This window comes from [Flexibacter] sp. ATCC 35103 (genome assembly GCF_001975985.1).
Taxonomy (GTDB): domain Bacteria; phylum Bacteroidota; class Bacteroidia; order Flavobacteriales; family Flavobacteriaceae; genus Flavobacterium.
Genome location: NZ_MTQF01000001.1, coordinates 870,290 through 885,075 on the forward strand (window position 1 = coordinate 870,290; position 14,786 = coordinate 885,075).

Annotated in this window: 16 protein-coding genes; 7 read left to right on the plus strand and 9 right to left on the minus strand. The window is 32.2% G+C overall.

Annotation, left to right across the window (positions count from 1 at the left end; all coding sequences use genetic code 11):
- The first annotated feature begins 49 nt into the window (after positions 1-49).
- Positions 50-1,168, plus strand: a complete 1,119-nt coding sequence (locus BXU01_RS03655; RefSeq protein WP_083691735.1) for a GTP cyclohydrolase — start codon at positions 50-52, stop codon at positions 1,166-1,168.
- A gap of 76 nt (positions 1,169-1,244) precedes the next feature.
- Here the strand turns inward: BXU01_RS03655 and BXU01_RS03660 are convergent, their stop codons facing one another.
- Positions 1,245-1,724: a hypothetical protein gene (locus tag BXU01_RS03660; RefSeq protein WP_083691736.1), complete on the minus strand. Its 480-nt coding sequence runs from the start codon at positions 1,722-1,724 to the stop codon at positions 1,245-1,247.
- 116 nt (positions 1,725-1,840) lie between these two features.
- On the minus strand, positions 1,841-3,103 hold the full coding sequence (locus BXU01_RS03665) for a pyridoxal phosphate-dependent aminotransferase family protein (RefSeq protein WP_083691737.1): 1,263 nt from the start codon (positions 3,101-3,103) through the stop codon (positions 1,841-1,843).
- Between the two features lie 293 nt (positions 3,104-3,396).
- Between BXU01_RS03665 and nirK the strand changes: the two genes are divergently transcribed.
- From nirK to BXU01_RS03680, 3 genes are read left to right on the plus strand one after another with little or no spacing between them, the layout of a single operon-like run.
- Positions 3,397-4,830 carry a copper-containing nitrite reductase gene (gene nirK / locus BXU01_RS03670; RefSeq protein ID WP_083691738.1) on the plus strand — a complete coding sequence of 478 codons (1,434 nt, stop codon included), beginning with the start codon at positions 3,397-3,399 and terminating at the stop codon, positions 4,828-4,830.
- 11 nt (positions 4,831-4,841) lie between these two features.
- Positions 4,842-5,612: a formylglycine-generating enzyme family protein gene (locus BXU01_RS03675; RefSeq protein ID WP_083691739.1), complete on the plus strand. Its 771-nt coding sequence runs from the start codon at positions 4,842-4,844 to the stop codon at positions 5,610-5,612.
- 15 nt (positions 5,613-5,627) lie between these two features.
- The gene (locus tag BXU01_RS03680) at positions 5,628-6,224 is read left to right on the plus strand and encodes an SCO family protein (RefSeq protein WP_083691740.1); all 597 of its coding nucleotides are present in this window, start codon (positions 5,628-5,630) and stop codon (positions 6,222-6,224) included.
- A gap of 32 nt (positions 6,225-6,256) precedes the next feature.
- Here BXU01_RS03680 and BXU01_RS03685 read toward each other — a convergent pair whose 3' ends face one another.
- The 4 genes from BXU01_RS03685 to BXU01_RS03700 all read right to left on the minus strand — a co-directional run bounded on the left by BXU01_RS03685 (position 6,257) and on the right by BXU01_RS03700 (position 9,407).
- Entirely contained in the window at positions 6,257-7,507 is a 1,251-nt protein-coding gene (locus tag BXU01_RS03685; RefSeq protein ID WP_083691741.1) for a hypothetical protein, read from the minus strand.
- An 84-nt stretch (positions 7,508-7,591) separates the two neighbouring features.
- Positions 7,592-8,314: an iron-sulfur cluster repair di-iron protein gene (gene ric / locus BXU01_RS03690; protein WP_083691742.1), complete on the minus strand. Its 723-nt coding sequence runs from the start codon at positions 8,312-8,314 to the stop codon at positions 7,592-7,594.
- Positions 8,315-8,417: 103 nt separating this feature from the next.
- On the minus strand, positions 8,418-8,933 hold the full coding sequence (gene azu, locus BXU01_RS03695) for an azurin (RefSeq protein WP_083691743.1): 516 nt from the start codon (positions 8,931-8,933) through the stop codon (positions 8,418-8,420).
- A 24-nt stretch (positions 8,934-8,957) separates the two neighbouring features.
- Positions 8,958-9,407, minus strand: a complete 450-nt coding sequence (locus BXU01_RS03700) for an Rrf2 family transcriptional regulator (RefSeq protein WP_083691744.1) — start codon at positions 9,405-9,407, stop codon at positions 8,958-8,960.
- A 201-nt stretch (positions 9,408-9,608) separates the two neighbouring features.
- Between BXU01_RS03700 and BXU01_RS03705 the strand changes: the two genes are divergently transcribed.
- Both BXU01_RS03705 and BXU01_RS03710 read left to right on the plus strand, forming a co-directional pair.
- Positions 9,609-10,391: an NYN domain-containing protein gene (locus BXU01_RS03705; RefSeq protein WP_083691745.1), complete on the plus strand. Its 783-nt coding sequence runs from the start codon at positions 9,609-9,611 to the stop codon at positions 10,389-10,391.
- Between the two features lie 34 nt (positions 10,392-10,425).
- Positions 10,426-11,937 carry an FMN-binding glutamate synthase family protein gene (locus BXU01_RS03710; protein WP_083691746.1) on the plus strand — a complete coding sequence of 504 codons (1,512 nt, stop codon included), beginning with the start codon at positions 10,426-10,428 and terminating at the stop codon, positions 11,935-11,937.
- A gap of 52 nt (positions 11,938-11,989) precedes the next feature.
- Here BXU01_RS03710 and BXU01_RS03715 read toward each other — a convergent pair whose 3' ends face one another.
- The 3 genes from BXU01_RS03715 to BXU01_RS03725 all read right to left on the minus strand — a co-directional run bounded on the left by BXU01_RS03715 (position 11,990) and on the right by BXU01_RS03725 (position 14,252).
- On the minus strand, positions 11,990-12,424 hold the full coding sequence (locus BXU01_RS03715) for a hypothetical protein (RefSeq protein WP_083691747.1): 435 nt from the start codon (positions 12,422-12,424) through the stop codon (positions 11,990-11,992).
- Positions 12,425-12,654: 230 nt separating this feature from the next.
- Positions 12,655-13,059 (minus strand): hypothetical protein, encoded by a 405-nt coding sequence (locus BXU01_RS03720; RefSeq protein WP_083691748.1) that lies wholly within the window; start codon positions 13,057-13,059, stop codon positions 12,655-12,657.
- Between the two features lie 8 nt (positions 13,060-13,067).
- On the minus strand, positions 13,068-14,252 hold the full coding sequence (locus tag BXU01_RS03725) for a glycoside hydrolase family 88 protein (RefSeq protein WP_083691749.1): 1,185 nt from the start codon (positions 14,250-14,252) through the stop codon (positions 13,068-13,070).
- 128 nt (positions 14,253-14,380) lie between these two features.
- Between BXU01_RS03725 and BXU01_RS03730 the strand changes: the two genes are divergently transcribed.
- Complete coding sequence (locus BXU01_RS03730) at positions 14,381-14,755, plus strand: DUF2809 domain-containing protein (protein ID WP_255373696.1); 375 nt, start codon at positions 14,381-14,383, stop codon at positions 14,753-14,755.
- The last annotated feature ends 31 nt before the right edge of the window (positions 14,756-14,786 follow it).

A 14,786-nucleotide genomic window follows, 5' to 3' on the forward strand; every position in this document is an offset into this window, starting at 1 on the left:
AATTAATAATAACCTCTCTAAATAAAGAGATATTTCATACACAATCTTGATGATTACAATTAAAGAAGCCAAAACAAAAAAGGAATTAACCGATTATATCAAATTTCCATTTTCACTCTATAAAGACAATCCATATTGGGTTCCGCCAATTATTGCAGATGAACTTGAATCATTTGATAAAACAAAAAATCCTGCCTTTGATAATGCTGAAGCCTATTTTTATATGGCTTATAAAGACAATAAAATTGTTGGCAGAATTACGGCAATCATTAATTGGTCTGAAGTCAACAATCAGCATAAAAGAAAAGTTCGTTTCGGATGGTTTGATGTCATCGACGATATCGAAGTAACAAAAGCACTTTTAGAAAAAGTATATGAACTGGGCAGACAAAACAATCTTGAACACGTTGAAGGTCCAATGGGATTTTCTAATTTAGATAAAGTTGGTGTACTTACAGAAGGTTATGACCAAATGGGAACTATGATTACATGGTACAATAATCCTTATTATGTTACTCATTTTGAACAGTTAGGTTTTCAGGTAGAAAAGGAATATATCGAAAGTGTTTTTCCGTTCTCAAATGTTAAACCTGAGTTTTTCCTTAAAGCACAGGAATTAATCAAAAAGAGATATGGCTTAAAATCGCTTACATTCACTAAAACAAAAGATATTATGCCACATGTGGACAAAATGTTTGATTTGTTTAATGAATCGTATGCAAAATTAGCTTCGTTTGTAGCAATTTCAGATGTTCAGAAAGAATATTTCAAGAAGAAATACATCAGTTTTATAAATCCTGAATATATCAAATTTGTAGTTGATAAAGACGATAAATTAATCGCTTTTAGTATCGTAATGCCAAGTTTTTCTGAGGCATTGCAAAAAGCAAAAGGCAAACTGTTTCCGTTTGGGTTTCTTCATTTATTAAAAGCCCGAAAAAAGAGCAAAGATGTTGTTTTTTACCTCATCGGAGTACATCCGGATTATCAAAACAAAGGAGTTACGGCTATTATTTTTGACGAATATTACAAAACTTTCTCCGAAAAGGGAATTCAGACTTGTATCAGAACTCCAGAACTGGCTGAAAATACTGCTATCCATTTATTATGGAAAAACTTTGACCCAAAAATTCATTGTCAGAGAAAGACTTATCTGAAATATCTTTAATTAAAATGATCAACAAAACTAAAAAATCCATTCTCCCCAAAGAATGGATTTTTTAATATAAATAATAACAGAAAACTTATTCTGCTTTACAATCAACTTTTGTTAATGTATTTTTTTGATCAAATTTCAGTAGTTTTTTATCTTTAAAGGAAACTTTGCCATTTGCTTCTACAACATCACCATATCCTTCATAAAGAATACCTTCTCTTTCAATAAAAGCAACCTCCCTAATAGATGAAACTCCTTCTGACATAAAAGTATAATCAGCAATTAAAGTATCACCTTTCATATTCCCTATCAAAGTTCCTTCATTTTTATCTTTCCCAGCTATGTTATAGCTTAATTTTCCATTTACTTCCTGATGCGAGTTTACATTATAACTTAGTTCAATTTTATTAGCACCAGTCGATGCATAACATTGATCTCCTGATGGCTCAAGGATTTGGGCTTCTTTTGGTGCTTTTGGTGTAATTTCTACCGGTTCTGCAACTTGATCTTTTTTACAAGAAGCAAAAACACTTAAAGTAATAATTGTAAAGGCCAGTATTTTCTTCATGTTCTTTTGTTTTTAAAATTAGTTGATATAAAATTACTTTAAATAAAAAAAATCCATTCGCATAACGAATGGATTTTTTTACATAATTCCCATATTAGGAATCTATTTTGAAGAAATTAAGCGTCTAAATCAACTTTAGTTCTGCTTGCAATTTCCTTATAAGTTCCATTTTCCAGTTTTTCACGAATTGCTTCAAATGCTACTAACGTTTCATCAATATCACTTAAAGTATGTGATGTTGTAGGGATCATTCTTAACAAAATAATTCCTTTTGGAATTACCGGATAGATGACAATAGACAAGAAAATACCGTAGTTTTCTCTTAAATCATTCACCATAACCATTGCTTCAGGAACACTTCCTTCTAAATAAACTGGTGTTACACAAGTATTTGTGTCACCAATATTAAAGTTTCTTGAACGCAATCCGTTTTGTAATGCATTTACATTTTCCCAAAGTTTATCTTTCAATTCAGGGTGATTACGCAATAATTCTAAACGTTTCAATGAACCAATTGTCTGAATCATTGGTAATGCTTTTGCAAACATCTGAGAACGTAAATTATATTTCAAATAATCAATAATATCCTGATCACCAGCTACAAAAGCTCCAATATTAGCCATTGATTTTGCAAAAGTAGAGAAATAAACATCAATACCATCCTGAATTCCCTGCTCCTCACCTGCTCCGGCTCCTGTTTTACCAAGTGTACCAAAACCGTGTGCATCATCTACTAATAAACGGAAATTATATTTTTCTTTTAAAGCAACAATTTCTTTCAATTTACCTTGTTGTCCTCTCATTCCAAAAACACCTTCGGTAATAAAAAGAATTCCACCACCTGTTTCTGTTGCCATTTTAGTAGCACGTTGCAGGTTTTTTTCCATACTTTCAAGATCATTGTGTTTGTATGTAAAACGTTTACCCATGTGCAAACGAACACCATCAATAATACAAGCATGAGAATCTACATCATAAACAATAATGTCATTTTTAGTAACTAAAGCATCAATAGTAGATACCATTCCCTGATATCCAAAATTCAATAAATATGCTGCCGGTTTCATTACAAACTCAGCTAATTCATTTTCTAATTGCTCGTGGTATTTTGTATGACCTGACATCATACGCGCTCCCATTGGGTAAGCTGCTCCAAATTGAGTTGCAGCATCAATATCGGCCTGACGTACTTCAGGATGATTTGCAAGTCCTAAATAGTCATTCAAACTCCAGTTTAAAATATTTTTTCCACCAAATTGCATTCTTGGACCAAGTTCTCCTTCTAATTTTGGGAATACAAAATACCCCTCAGCTTGTGAAGCCCATTTTCCTAATGGTCCTTTATTGTTCTGAATTCTTTCGAATAAATCTTTTACCATAAATATATTTTGAAGTAATAATTTTATTTTATACAGGGTGCAAAAATAATGATTATTATTCTAAAATAGAGTCAGCCAATTATTTTTATTGAAAAATATTCTGAATCCCCATTTTCTGCCGTTTTTATTGTATAAACTTATCGTATTTAACGTAAGGAATTATCAAATCAATATCCTTAAAACTGAATATAATCAATCAAAAGCAGCTGAAAAATGACTTTTATCATAATAAAAGATAAAATTGTCTTTTAAATTTACTTCAGATTCAAAAACTAAAACAAAAACCATTTATTATGAAAAAAAAGTATATTATTAAAATTAAAGCCTCTCTGTTTGTTCTGTTTTTCCTCTTGCTGATGTCATGTGAGAAAGAAAAAACTAATTATTCTGACATCGTAACTGAAGGAGAAATGCAAGCCGAATTAACCTCTCCTCCATTAGTACCTAAACCAGTTGGAAACAGAACAGCGATGAAGCTAAAAATCAACATGGAAATTAAGGAGCAGGAAGCAACAATGACTGATGGTGTAACGTATACCTACTGGACATTTGGCGGATCTGTTCCCGGAAGTTTTATCAGGACAAGAGTTGGGGATGAAGTCGAATTTCATTTAAAAAACCATCCGGATAATAAATTGCCCCACAATATCGATTTGCATGCTGTTACAGGTCCTGGCGGTGGTGCAACCTCATCATTAGTAGCGCCTGGTCACGAAAAAGTATTTAGTTTTAAGGTAATTAATCCTGGCTTATATGTATATCATTGTGCAACTGCTCCTGTTGGAATGCATATTGCCAACGGAATGTACGGTTTGATTCTGGTTGAACCTGAAGGCGGATTACCTCCGGTTGACAAAGAATATTATGTAATGCAGGGTGATTTTTATACTCAAGGCGAATATGGAGCAAAGGGTCATCAGCCTTTTGATATGACTAAAGCTGTTAAAGAAACTCCTGATTATGTTGTTTTTAACGGAAAAGTAGGTTCCCTTACTAACGGAAATGAGCTTACTGCAAAAGTGGGAGAAACGGTTCGTTTGTTTGTTGGAAACGGTGGTCCAAATCTGGTCTCGTCTTTTCATGTCATTGGAGAAATCTTTGATAATGTTCATGTAGAAGGCGGTGCACTTATCAATAAAAATGTTCAAACTACCTTAATCCCTGCCGGAGGTGCTGCGATTGTAGATTTTAAAGTAGAAACTCCCGGTAATTTCATTTTAGTTGATCACTCCATTTTTAGAGCATTCAACAAAGGCGCTCTGGGAATCTTAAAAGTCGAAGGTGCTGAAAACAAAAATATTTATTCCGGAACAATTCAGGAAGGAATTTATTTGCCGGAAGGAGGAACAATTCAAAACATGCCGGTAAGCGAGTCTTCAAAAACAATTACACCAAAAAGAACTGCAGCAGAAAGAATAAAAATTGGCAAAGAGATTTTTGGAACTACTTGCTTTGCCTGTCACCAATCTGAAGGGCAAGGAATTTCGAATAGTTTTCCTCCTCTTGCAAAATCAGATTATCTAAATGCAGATTCAAAAAGGGCAATCAAAACAATATTGCATGGCTTAACTGGTGAAATTACAGTAAATGGTCAAAAATTTAATAACATAATGCCGAGCCAAAATTTATCTGATGATGAAATTGCAAATGTTATGACCTATATATATAACAGTTGGGGAAACAATAAAACAGTTGTTACACCAGAAATGGTAAAATCCCTGCGATAATATCAACCAATATGTATAAAGGTATTTTAATAGCGGTACTTTTCTTCGCTCTGACTGGATTGATGAGCGCACAGGAAAATAAAATGGTTCAAATACGAGAGGGATCTTTTATTCCTCTTTATGGAACTACTGCAAAAAAACCAGTAAACGTAAAAACCTTTTTTATAGATATCTATCCTGTTACAAATAGTGATTTTTTAATTTTCATAAAAAAGAACCCAGGTTTTAGCAAATCTAAAATAAAAGGAATTTTTGCAGACAAAAGTTATCTGTCTTATTGGGAAAGCGATTTTGATTTTGGAAATATAAATCCTAAATCACCGGTAACAGGCATTTCATGGTTTGCTGCTAAAAAATATTGCGAATGTCAGGGAAAACGGCTACCAACCATCGACGAATGGGAATATGTGGCGATGGCAGATGAAAAGAAAATTGATGCGAGAACTAAAACAGAATTCAATAAATACATTTTGTCATGGTATGAAAAATCTAAAACCTACGAAAATCCGGTTGGAAAAACTTTCAAAAATCACTGGGGAGTTTATGACATGCATGGTTTAGTCTGGGAATGGACAGCTGACTTTAACAGCATTTTTTTATCCGGAGAATCCAGAAAAGATAAAAGTGATGATAAAAACCTGTTTTGCGGCGGTGCATCTGTCAACGCTACAGACTTAATGAATTATGCCGCTTTTATGCGTTATGCTTTTAGAGGCAGTCTTAAAGCACAATATTCAACAAGAAATCTGGGGTTTAGATGTGCAGGCAACACAAAAAAATAATTTTAAATATCTAAAATGAAAAAAATAATACTGGCACTTTTTTTAATCGCTTTAAACCTGCAAAGTTGCAAAGAACCAAAAGTCACTGCCGCCGCATCAAAAGAAAAACCAATTACTGATTTATCAATCTACAATCTACCATCAAAATGGACCAATCAGAACGGTAAAAACATTGAGCTAAAGAGCTTAAAAGGAAATGTTCTTGTTATGGTAATGATTTATACTTCGTGTAAAGCAGCCTGTCCCAGATTAGTAGCAGATATGAGAGCAATTGAGGAAAAACTGGATAAAGACACTAAAAAAAATGTAAAACTTATTTTAGTCAGTATTGATCCTGTAACTGATACGCCACAGAAATTAAAATCATTTGCAATGGCCAATAAGCTCAATAACGATCCCTGGATTTTATTGCGTTCTACAGAAGATAATACAAGGGAATTTGCGGCAGTTTTAGCTGTTAATTACAAACAAATATCTCCTATGGAATTCTCTCATTCTAACATTATAAGTGTCTTTAATCCTGACGGAGAATTGATATACCAACAAGAAGGCCTGGCAGTAAATAATAAAAAAACAGTTGAAACAATAAATAAGGAAGCTAAAAAAATTTAAATAGGTTGATTAGTTCAAAACAAGAGTAGATTTTAATAAATTGACTCTTGTTTTTTATTTAAAATTGAAATCATAATCAACATTATACTCACTACAATCAAAACTCCTGCAATAAATATTCCTTCAAAATATCCGAAAAGCTTTCCCCAGCCTAAATAAAAAAGCCCGCCCTGAACAAAAAGTAAAAGTTCATTCATGCTGTATCCCAGAATAAAAGTTTTAATTCCGTAACGCAGTATTTTATATTTATTATCCAGTATTTTATTTTCAATTAATACTCCAAATAAAATTCCGGTAATAATACCAAGCGCAGTTAAGTGAATAAATCCAATTACAAAATTTCTGATTTGATGAGAAACTTCAGCAAGATCAGGCATTAAATTTAATAATTGAATACCTATTTTTAAAACTAACGAAAATAAAACCAGACCATAAATATATTTTGTTGTTGTATTTAAATTGCTTTTAAAATAGGACAAATGAGGTTTAACCATTTTATAGAAATACACAAAAGCTAAAATTTGTAATAAAACTCCAAAAATATTAATCCATTTTAGCATTTCGTTTTTAACATACCAGCTTACTGGAAGCGCCATTGTTAAAAACGTTGATAGTATTAATAAAACAAAGAATTTATTAAACATCTCTTCTTTCAGGTTTCTTTTAGCTTGTTTTAAAAACAAAGCAAGAACAGCAAATAAAAACCATCCATTAAACTGAAAATGCAGAAAGAATTGAATTGCAATTTGATAAAATGCATTTTGTTGCCCCAGCATACTTAATGCCGGTCCTAAACACCAGACGCCAAAAGTTGAAAAAACCATGAATAAAATAGCAGCTGATAAAAGTTTACTTTCCGGAGTTTTCTCCTTGTAAGTATCTTTCCAGACCAATATGCAAAAAACATAACTTAATAAAATATGCGTTGTTGAAAATACAATCGAAAAAAAAGCATATCCTTGAAGAGGAAAAGAAATCATCATACCAATAACAGTCAACTCCGTTATCCAGAATAATTGATTGTAAATGGGTTTACACCTTTTATCTTTCGGGTTATCTTTCGGGATAAATAAGTAAACGATTAAAACATAAATTGTCATATAAACCCAACCTAGCATCGCTACATGTGAATGTGCATGAAGCAGGAAACTATAATTTATACTACTAAAATGAAATAGTGTTACAAATCGCATCAATAACCCCATAATTGAGGCTATTAAAAAATTGAAAAAACAACATAATACCCAACTTTCAACGGTGTTTATTTTAAATAAATCTCTCATTTGTTTTTAAATAAAAATGCACCAACTACAATCCGTTTTTAGCATGATTTAGTTAGTGCATTTATTCTAAATTATTATTATTTCTTAAGCAAATTCTTCTTCCAGAACAACTGCTTTATTAAACAGAATATTATTTTCAAGATGAATGTGTTTATGCAAATCTTCTTCAAATTCTTTTAGCATTGCAAAAGTTACTTTATAAGTCGTACATCCATCACTTGGTGCAGTATAATTATTGGTTATACTGGCAATTTCCCTAAAGCGATCTCCCTCATTATCATGCTCCTGCATCATCATCGCGATTGGGTTAGATACAGTACCAAAAGAAGGCTGAGTCAGGATTCCATGTTCTTCTTTAGTTTTTACCATTCTTTTTATGAAAGGAAACAACATTAATTCCTCTTTTTTCATGTGCTGTGCCAATTCCCCGATACCTGCTGTAAAAAGTTCATTTATTCTGAATAATTCAGGATGAGCATCACCATGTACTTTGCAAAGTTTATCTAAAAACTGTTTCAGGATAATCGATTTATCTTCAACATAACGATGATGTGTTTTTTCGATATAATCAACCAATAAATCTAATGGCCATGAATTAAAATCTATTCCGTTACTATTTTCAGATTCTAAAACATCAATCAGGTTTTGCACCAAAACATCTGAATCAATATTTTGTTTTTCACATACTTCGGTAAGGATCCTGTTTCCTTTACAGCAAAAATCAATTTGATATTTAGTAAATACTGCAGCTGTTCTAAAATCTTGTGCTACAAATGATCCAATTGTTTTATTTTTTAAATTTTCCATTTTTTTTTTAATTTATTATTATTCATTTTTAATAAAAGATAATTTTGTCTTTTATTTCTTCATTAAAAAACTCTAACCTGTAAACAGCATTAGAGCTTATTATTTATTCAACAATTAATACACCTTTCATCATGGCTACATGCCCTGGAAAAGTACATAAAAAATTGTATGTCCCTTTTTTATCAATTGTAAACTGAATAGTATCCTCTTCTCCGCCTCCCAGTAATTTAGTATGAGCTATAATCGAAACTTTTTCAGAAGCAGGAATATAATCTGTTTCTTTGGCTGTAATAGCTTTTGCAGCAAAAGCAGCTTCATCTGTTCCTTCTTGTAAAATAACAAGATTATGCCCCATCGCTTCCTTTGGTATCTGACCAACATGTTTTAGCGTTAAGGTAATAGGTTTTCCGGCAGTAGCTCTTAATTCTGCTTTATTAAATTGCATCTGGTCATTACCTTCAATAACCAAATCATTGCTGACAACTTCTGCCTGTGATTCAGAATCTTCTGTTTGATTAATTTCTGACGACTCAGTTGTAGTAGTATCTTTTTTTCCACACGATGTTATTGCTAACATTCCTAATAGTACAATAGCCGAAATTTTAACTTTTTTGTTCATTTCTACGTATTTAAATTATAATATTTATTCGTTTTTATTTAATATTTTCAAATGAAAATCTCCTGATTTTATGCTTAAAGCTAGTTCTTCCAGCGAAGTATTCGTTAACATTGCTACGAGTAATTCGCGTATTTTTTTAAATTCATGATGCACAGGACAAGGATGAACCTCAGAACATTCTTTTAACCCTATTCCGCAGCCTTTATAAATAGTATCTCCATCGATGGCATCGACGATATTAATTAATTTTATAGACTTTAAGGCTTCTGTAGAAATTTCGAATCCTCCTCCTACTCCTTTTGCCGAACCTATAATATTGCTTTTCGTTAAAATCTGCATTATTTTGGCCGTAAAAGGTTCCGGAGAATCAATTTCTTTAGCTACATCTTTTATTCCTACCCTGATTCCTTTAGACGAATTAGCAGCAATAAATATAGAGGCTCGAATACCATATTCGCACGCTTTTGAAAACATAACAATAGATTAAATTCATTACAAATGTATACAAACACATATTAAAAGACAAATTTATCCTTAATTAATTTTACGTGACAAACTGCTTATTTATAACGAGAATAATTTAAATCTTAAAAAACATGAAATTATATATCAAGTGAATTTAAAACCAATTTTAGTTTTACCTTTGGTAGAATATAATTTTGTAAAACCTAAAAAATGCCTTTAAGCAACTCTAAAGATCTAAAACTCGCTGTTCTTATTGATGCCGATAATGTACCTTACAGTAATGTAAAAGGTATGATGGAAGAGATAACAAAATTTGGAACCCCAACCACTAAACGCATTTATGCGGATTGGACAAAACCAAATTCTAATGGATGGAAAGCCGTTTTATTAGAACACGCCATAACCCCAATTCAGCAATATAGTTACACCGTAGGTAAAAACTCATCAGATTCTGCCTTGATTATTGATGCTATGGATTTACTTTATTCAGGAAAACTGGATGGATTTTGTATTGTTTCGAGTGATAGTGATTTTACTCGTTTGGCTATTCGATTAAGAGAATCCGGCATGAAAGTAATTGGCATTGGAGAAAAGAAAACACCTAATTCTTTTATCGTTGCTTGTGACAGATTCATTTATATTGAGGTTTTAGACGGAGCAATCCAAAAGAAAAAACCAAAAACAACGACAACAACCGATGCTAAAAAACCTGTTGAAAAACCTGCTGAAAAAGCATTGCACAAAATAGACAAGCAAACCATTGATTTGATAGAAGCCACAATTGAAGACATTGAGGATGATGACGGATGGGCGTTTTTAGGAGATGTAGGAAACTTAATTGTAAAGAAAAAACCTGAATTTGACCCAAGAAATTATGGTTTCTCCAAACTTACACCAATGTTAAAATCGCTAACTGATATTCTTGAAATCGACGAAAGAGAATCAGACAAAAAAGGTATTAAGCATGTATATGTTCGCCTTCGGTTTAACTAATTATAAAAGTATTACATTTTAATTTTTCACGAACATGAGAAAAAAATTCTTCATCTACGGATTCTTATTGCTTCTAATTGTTGCTACAATTTATTTTTATACGAAGCGTGGTTTCTTACTCGTTATTATTATTCCGATATTATTAGTTGTTGGGTTTTATAACATCCTTCAAAAAAAACATGCCATTTTAAGAAATTTTCCTGTTTTGGGTTATTTCAGATATTTATTTGAAATGATTGCACCTGAAATTCAGCAATATTTTATCGAAAGATCTACAGACGGAAGACCTTTTTCAAGAAATCAACGTTCTTTAGTGTATCAAAGGGCAAAAAACATCGATTCAAGTACCCCTTTTGGAACGCAGCAAAATCTAAACCACGATAGTTACGAAGGAATAAAACACTCTATTTTTCCGGCAGCAGTAAACGAAGAATTACCTCGTGTATTAGTAGGAGGAAAAGATTGTAAACAGCCTTATTTAGCTTCTTTATTTAATGTTTCTGCGATGAGTTTTGGTTCATTAAGCGAAAATGCGGTTCGTGCCATAAATATTGGTGCTAAAAAAGGAAATTTCTATCAAAATACTGGAGAAGGCGGATTAACCGAATTTCATCTTGCCGGTGGTGGTGACATTACCTGGCAAATTGGTACCGGATATTTTGGATGCCGCGATGCGGAAGGAAATTTCAGTCCTGAAAAATTCTCAGAAAAAGCGAATCTTCCAAATGTTAAAATGATCGAAATTAAGCTTTCCCAAGGTGCAAAACCAGGTCACGGAGGTGTACTTCCGGCTGCTAAAAATACGGAACAAATTGCAAAAATAAGAGGCGTTGAACCACACACAATGATTCTTTCTCCTCCGGGACACCACGCTTTTTCAGATATTAAAGGACTTATCCATTTTATTGCGCAACTGCGTCAATTATCAAACGGAAAACCTATCGGATTTAAATTATGTATTGGGAATACCGCTGAATTTGAAGCTATTTGCCATGAGATGATCGCGGAGGATATTTATCCTGATTTTATAACTATCGATGGTGCTGAAGGCGGAACCGGAGCTGCACCTCTGGAATTTGCTGATGGTGTTGGAATGCCTTTTGAACCTGCCTTGATTTTTGTAAACAAAACCTTGATAGGCTTGAATATTCGTGATAAAATTCGAATCATTGGCAGCGGAAAAATCATATCAGGTTATTCAATTTTACATGCTATCGCGTTGGGTGCAGATATGTGTAACAGTGCTCGCGGTTTTATGTTTTCATTGGGTTGTATCCAGGCATTACGTTGTCATAATAACGAATGCCCAACCGGAGTTGCAACACAAAATAAAATGCTTATGAAAGGCTTGGTAGTTACTGATAAATCAGATCGTGTTTATCATTTTCACAAAAATACTTTGCACTCTGCAAATGAACTTTTAGCAGCAGCAGGCAAGAAAAGTTTTGCTGATGTGGATAGTAATATCTTTATGCGCGGAGATGAATTTGGAAATTTATCCGATTCCTATTTTCCTGATATTTTAACAAATGTCACTAAACGATAAAAAAAAAGCCTCTTTGAAATTATACAAAGAGGCTTTTTTATTTTTTCAAAATTTAGAGTTTTGCGGTTACCTTTTCGTTGGCGTTTCCTGCATTTTCTAAAACTGCCAATTCTTCTTTATCTACTATTTGTTGTGCAAGAATGGCGTTATTATAGGCTAAGAAATACACATCAAACTTAACTCCTTCTTCAATTAGCTCTTTTGAAATTTGATCGTTCTTAATCATTTCTTTCAGCAAATCAGGAAATGAATCTTTGTAGGTTTGTTTATTAGTATCATTTTCTTCAAGATTAGTTTCTATCCTGATTTCAATTTTATTGTCATTTAAAAATGCTTTCGCGGTTGTGCTCGTAATACCGGTACCTTTAATTGAGGAGGAATTATTATAAGAACTTACATGTTCCTGAATTTTTTGCTTGGTATTTTTACAGCTTACCAATAGCAGCATAACAACGACAGTAAATGCGATTTGGGTAATTTTTCTCATAAAATTTTAGGTTTTAGGTTATTTTTTAACTCAAACATAATGAACTTTTCAAACAAAAACAACTTCAAACCACAAAAATAAAAAACTGTAATTATTTGGTTACAAATTGATTATAAGAAAATAAATCTCAAAAAAGAGGCTTCAATTTACCAAATTCATTACCTGTAAAAATTCAAAAAGCCGCTTTAAAAACGATTAAAGCGGCTTATCACTGGGTTTAATTTCAGATATTATTTTAATATCTCAGCTATAGATTCTTTATTTATTATTTCTTTTACAAAAACTGTATTATCGTCAGCTAAAAAATAGGTATCAAACTGAACACCTTCTTCAACAAGCTCCTTAGGAATCTGATTTTTATTGATCATCTCTTTCAGTAGTAAACGAAAGGATGAATTTGCTTTTATTTTATTAGGTTCATTTTGTTCTAAATTGGTTTCGAACCTCAGTTCAATTTTGTTATCATTTATATAACCTCTTGCAGTTGTTAGCGTAACGTCATTAGCCTTAAAACTTGCAGCAGTACTATTATAGGACGTTACATATTCCTGAAGCTTTTGCTTTGTGTTTTTACAACTTACCATAAATACCAGTAAAACCACAGTAAATGAGATTTGAATAATTTTTCTGACCATAATTTAAATTATTTATTTTTTAATTTTTGAAATCTTAAAAGTGCTTCAAGATAATAATAATCTGCATAATTTATGGAACAATCTATTTCACTTCCTGCAGGTTTATGACCTGTTGAATGAAGCAAAAAAGCCGAATTTACATCATGACTCTGATAATGTTCTGACAGTGAAACAAGCATCTTTTTAGACTTTGCGAGATATTCTTTTTTTAGGTTTAAATCCTTTGTATACGAACTTAACTCCATAAGTGCAGATGATACAATTGCTGCCGCAGAAGCATCTCGCGGTTCATTCGGGATTCCCGGCGCATTAAAATCCCAATACGGAATTAAATCTTCGGTAGATAATCTATCTAAATAAACACGCGTTAATTTATGCGCGAAATCTAAAAACTTAGGATCTTTTGTTTCTCTGTAAACCATGGTAAATCCGTAAATAGCCCACGCCTGACCTCTTGCCCACATACTATCGTCACTATATCCCTGAGCAGTTCTTCCTTTTATTTTTTTACCTGTTTCATAATCATAAATAATAACATGATACGAACTATAATCAGGTCTAAAATGATTATTCATGGTTGTTTCGGCATGTTTTACGGCAATGTCATACAACTTTTTATTTCCTCCATTTTTAGAAGCCCAAAAAAGCAGTTCTAAATTCATCATATTATCAATAATCGTATTATGACCGCCATATTTATTATGTGGCCAAGATTGAATAGTTCCTACTTTTGGATTAAAAAGCGTCGCTAAAGTATCTGCTGATTTTAGAATAATATCTTTATAACCCTCATTCTTAGTCAAACGATATCCGTTCCCGAAACTATTAAAAATCTGAAAACCCAGATCATGATCATTTGCTTTACTAACTGATAAGGGAGTTAAAAACCGACTGAATTTATCGGCTTCTTTTTCCCATTTTTTATCGCCTGTAGCTTCATATAAATACCACAATTCTCCTGGCCAGAAGCCACTTGTCCAATCTTTATAATTGACAAACTTCCAGTCTTTACTTCCATTAGGAACTGTTCGCGGAGAAGTCCCGTCATTAGGAATTACTTTTAAGGTTTTCGAAGCTTGTTGTGCACAATATTCAAGTTGTTTTTTTACATTGAAAGAAGTCTCTTTTTGAGAATAACAATTATTTCCAAATACAAAAAGGGTTAAAATAAAAATAGTAAGTCTTGTAATCATGTGGTTATTTATTTAGACAGAAAGATTATTATGATTTTTACGAATTTATAAAATTAAGCAGACCTAAATCTATCTTTGTATTTTTGTCTACCTAAAAAAGTACTAATGATCTCAAACAAAATCAAAAATTGAAAAAATACAGGCTTTATTATTTCATTTTACTTTTATTGGTTATTTTTCTTGGAATCATGTCCAGAAAAAATGATCTCATTCCTTTGTGTACCGGAGATTTTCTTTACGCTGTTATGATGTATGTGCTGATTAGAATAGTATTTATTGATAAAAAAGCATTTCAAATAATAATTACTTCTTTATTGATTTGCTACGCAATTGAATTTTCTCAACTCTATCAGGCAAACTGGATCAATGAACTTAGAAACACGCTTTTAGGTCGATATACTTTGGGACAAGGTTTTTTATGGTCTGATATTCTAGCTTATACTTTTGGTATTGCTATTGCTTTTAATATTGAAAGAGCTGTTTTGAAACACAAATCTTTATAGAATATTAGCTTTTATATAAATTATTTACTTT

What these genes read in the sequence shown, in the direction of transcription:
- BXU01_RS03655 (WP_083691735.1), top strand. Translation starts at nt 50, where the DNA reads ATGATTACAATTAAAGAAGCCAAAACAAAAAAGGAATTAACCGATTAT.
- ric (WP_083691742.1), bottom strand. Translation starts at nt 8,314, where the DNA reads ATGGAAAATTTAAAAAATAAAACAATTGGATCATTTGTAGCACAAGAT.
- BXU01_RS03715 (WP_083691747.1), bottom strand. Translation starts at nt 12,424, where the DNA reads ATGAGAAAAATTACCCAAATCGCATTTACTGTCGTTGTTATGCTGCTA.
- BXU01_RS03685 (WP_083691741.1), bottom strand. Translation starts at nt 7,507, where the DNA reads ATGAGAGATTTATTTAAAATAAACACCGTTGAAAGTTGGGTATTATGT.
- azu (WP_083691743.1), bottom strand. Translation starts at nt 8,933, where the DNA reads ATGAACAAAAAAGTTAAAATTTCGGCTATTGTACTATTAGGAATGTTA.
- BXU01_RS03665 (WP_083691737.1), bottom strand. Translation starts at nt 3,103, where the DNA reads ATGGTAAAAGATTTATTCGAAAGAATTCAGAACAATAAAGGACCATTA.
- BXU01_RS03660 (WP_083691736.1), bottom strand. Translation starts at nt 1,724, where the DNA reads ATGAAGAAAATACTGGCCTTTACAATTATTACTTTAAGTGTTTTTGCT.
- BXU01_RS03725 (WP_083691749.1), bottom strand. Translation starts at nt 14,252, where the DNA reads ATGATTACAAGACTTACTATTTTTATTTTAACCCTTTTTGTATTTGGA.
- BXU01_RS03675 (WP_083691739.1), top strand. Translation starts at nt 4,842, where the DNA reads ATGTATAAAGGTATTTTAATAGCGGTACTTTTCTTCGCTCTGACTGGA.
- BXU01_RS03680 (WP_083691740.1), top strand. Translation starts at nt 5,628, where the DNA reads ATGAAAAAAATAATACTGGCACTTTTTTTAATCGCTTTAAACCTGCAA.
- BXU01_RS03720 (WP_083691748.1), bottom strand. Translation starts at nt 13,059, where the DNA reads ATGGTCAGAAAAATTATTCAAATCTCATTTACTGTGGTTTTACTGGTA.
- BXU01_RS03700 (WP_083691744.1), bottom strand. Translation starts at nt 9,407, where the DNA reads ATGTTTTCAAAAGCGTGCGAATATGGTATTCGAGCCTCTATATTTATT.
- BXU01_RS03710 (WP_083691746.1), top strand. Translation starts at nt 10,426, where the DNA reads ATGAGAAAAAAATTCTTCATCTACGGATTCTTATTGCTTCTAATTGTT.
- nirK (WP_083691738.1), top strand. Translation starts at nt 3,397, where the DNA reads ATGAAAAAAAAGTATATTATTAAAATTAAAGCCTCTCTGTTTGTTCTG.
- BXU01_RS03705 (WP_083691745.1), top strand. Translation starts at nt 9,609, where the DNA reads ATGCCTTTAAGCAACTCTAAAGATCTAAAACTCGCTGTTCTTATTGAT.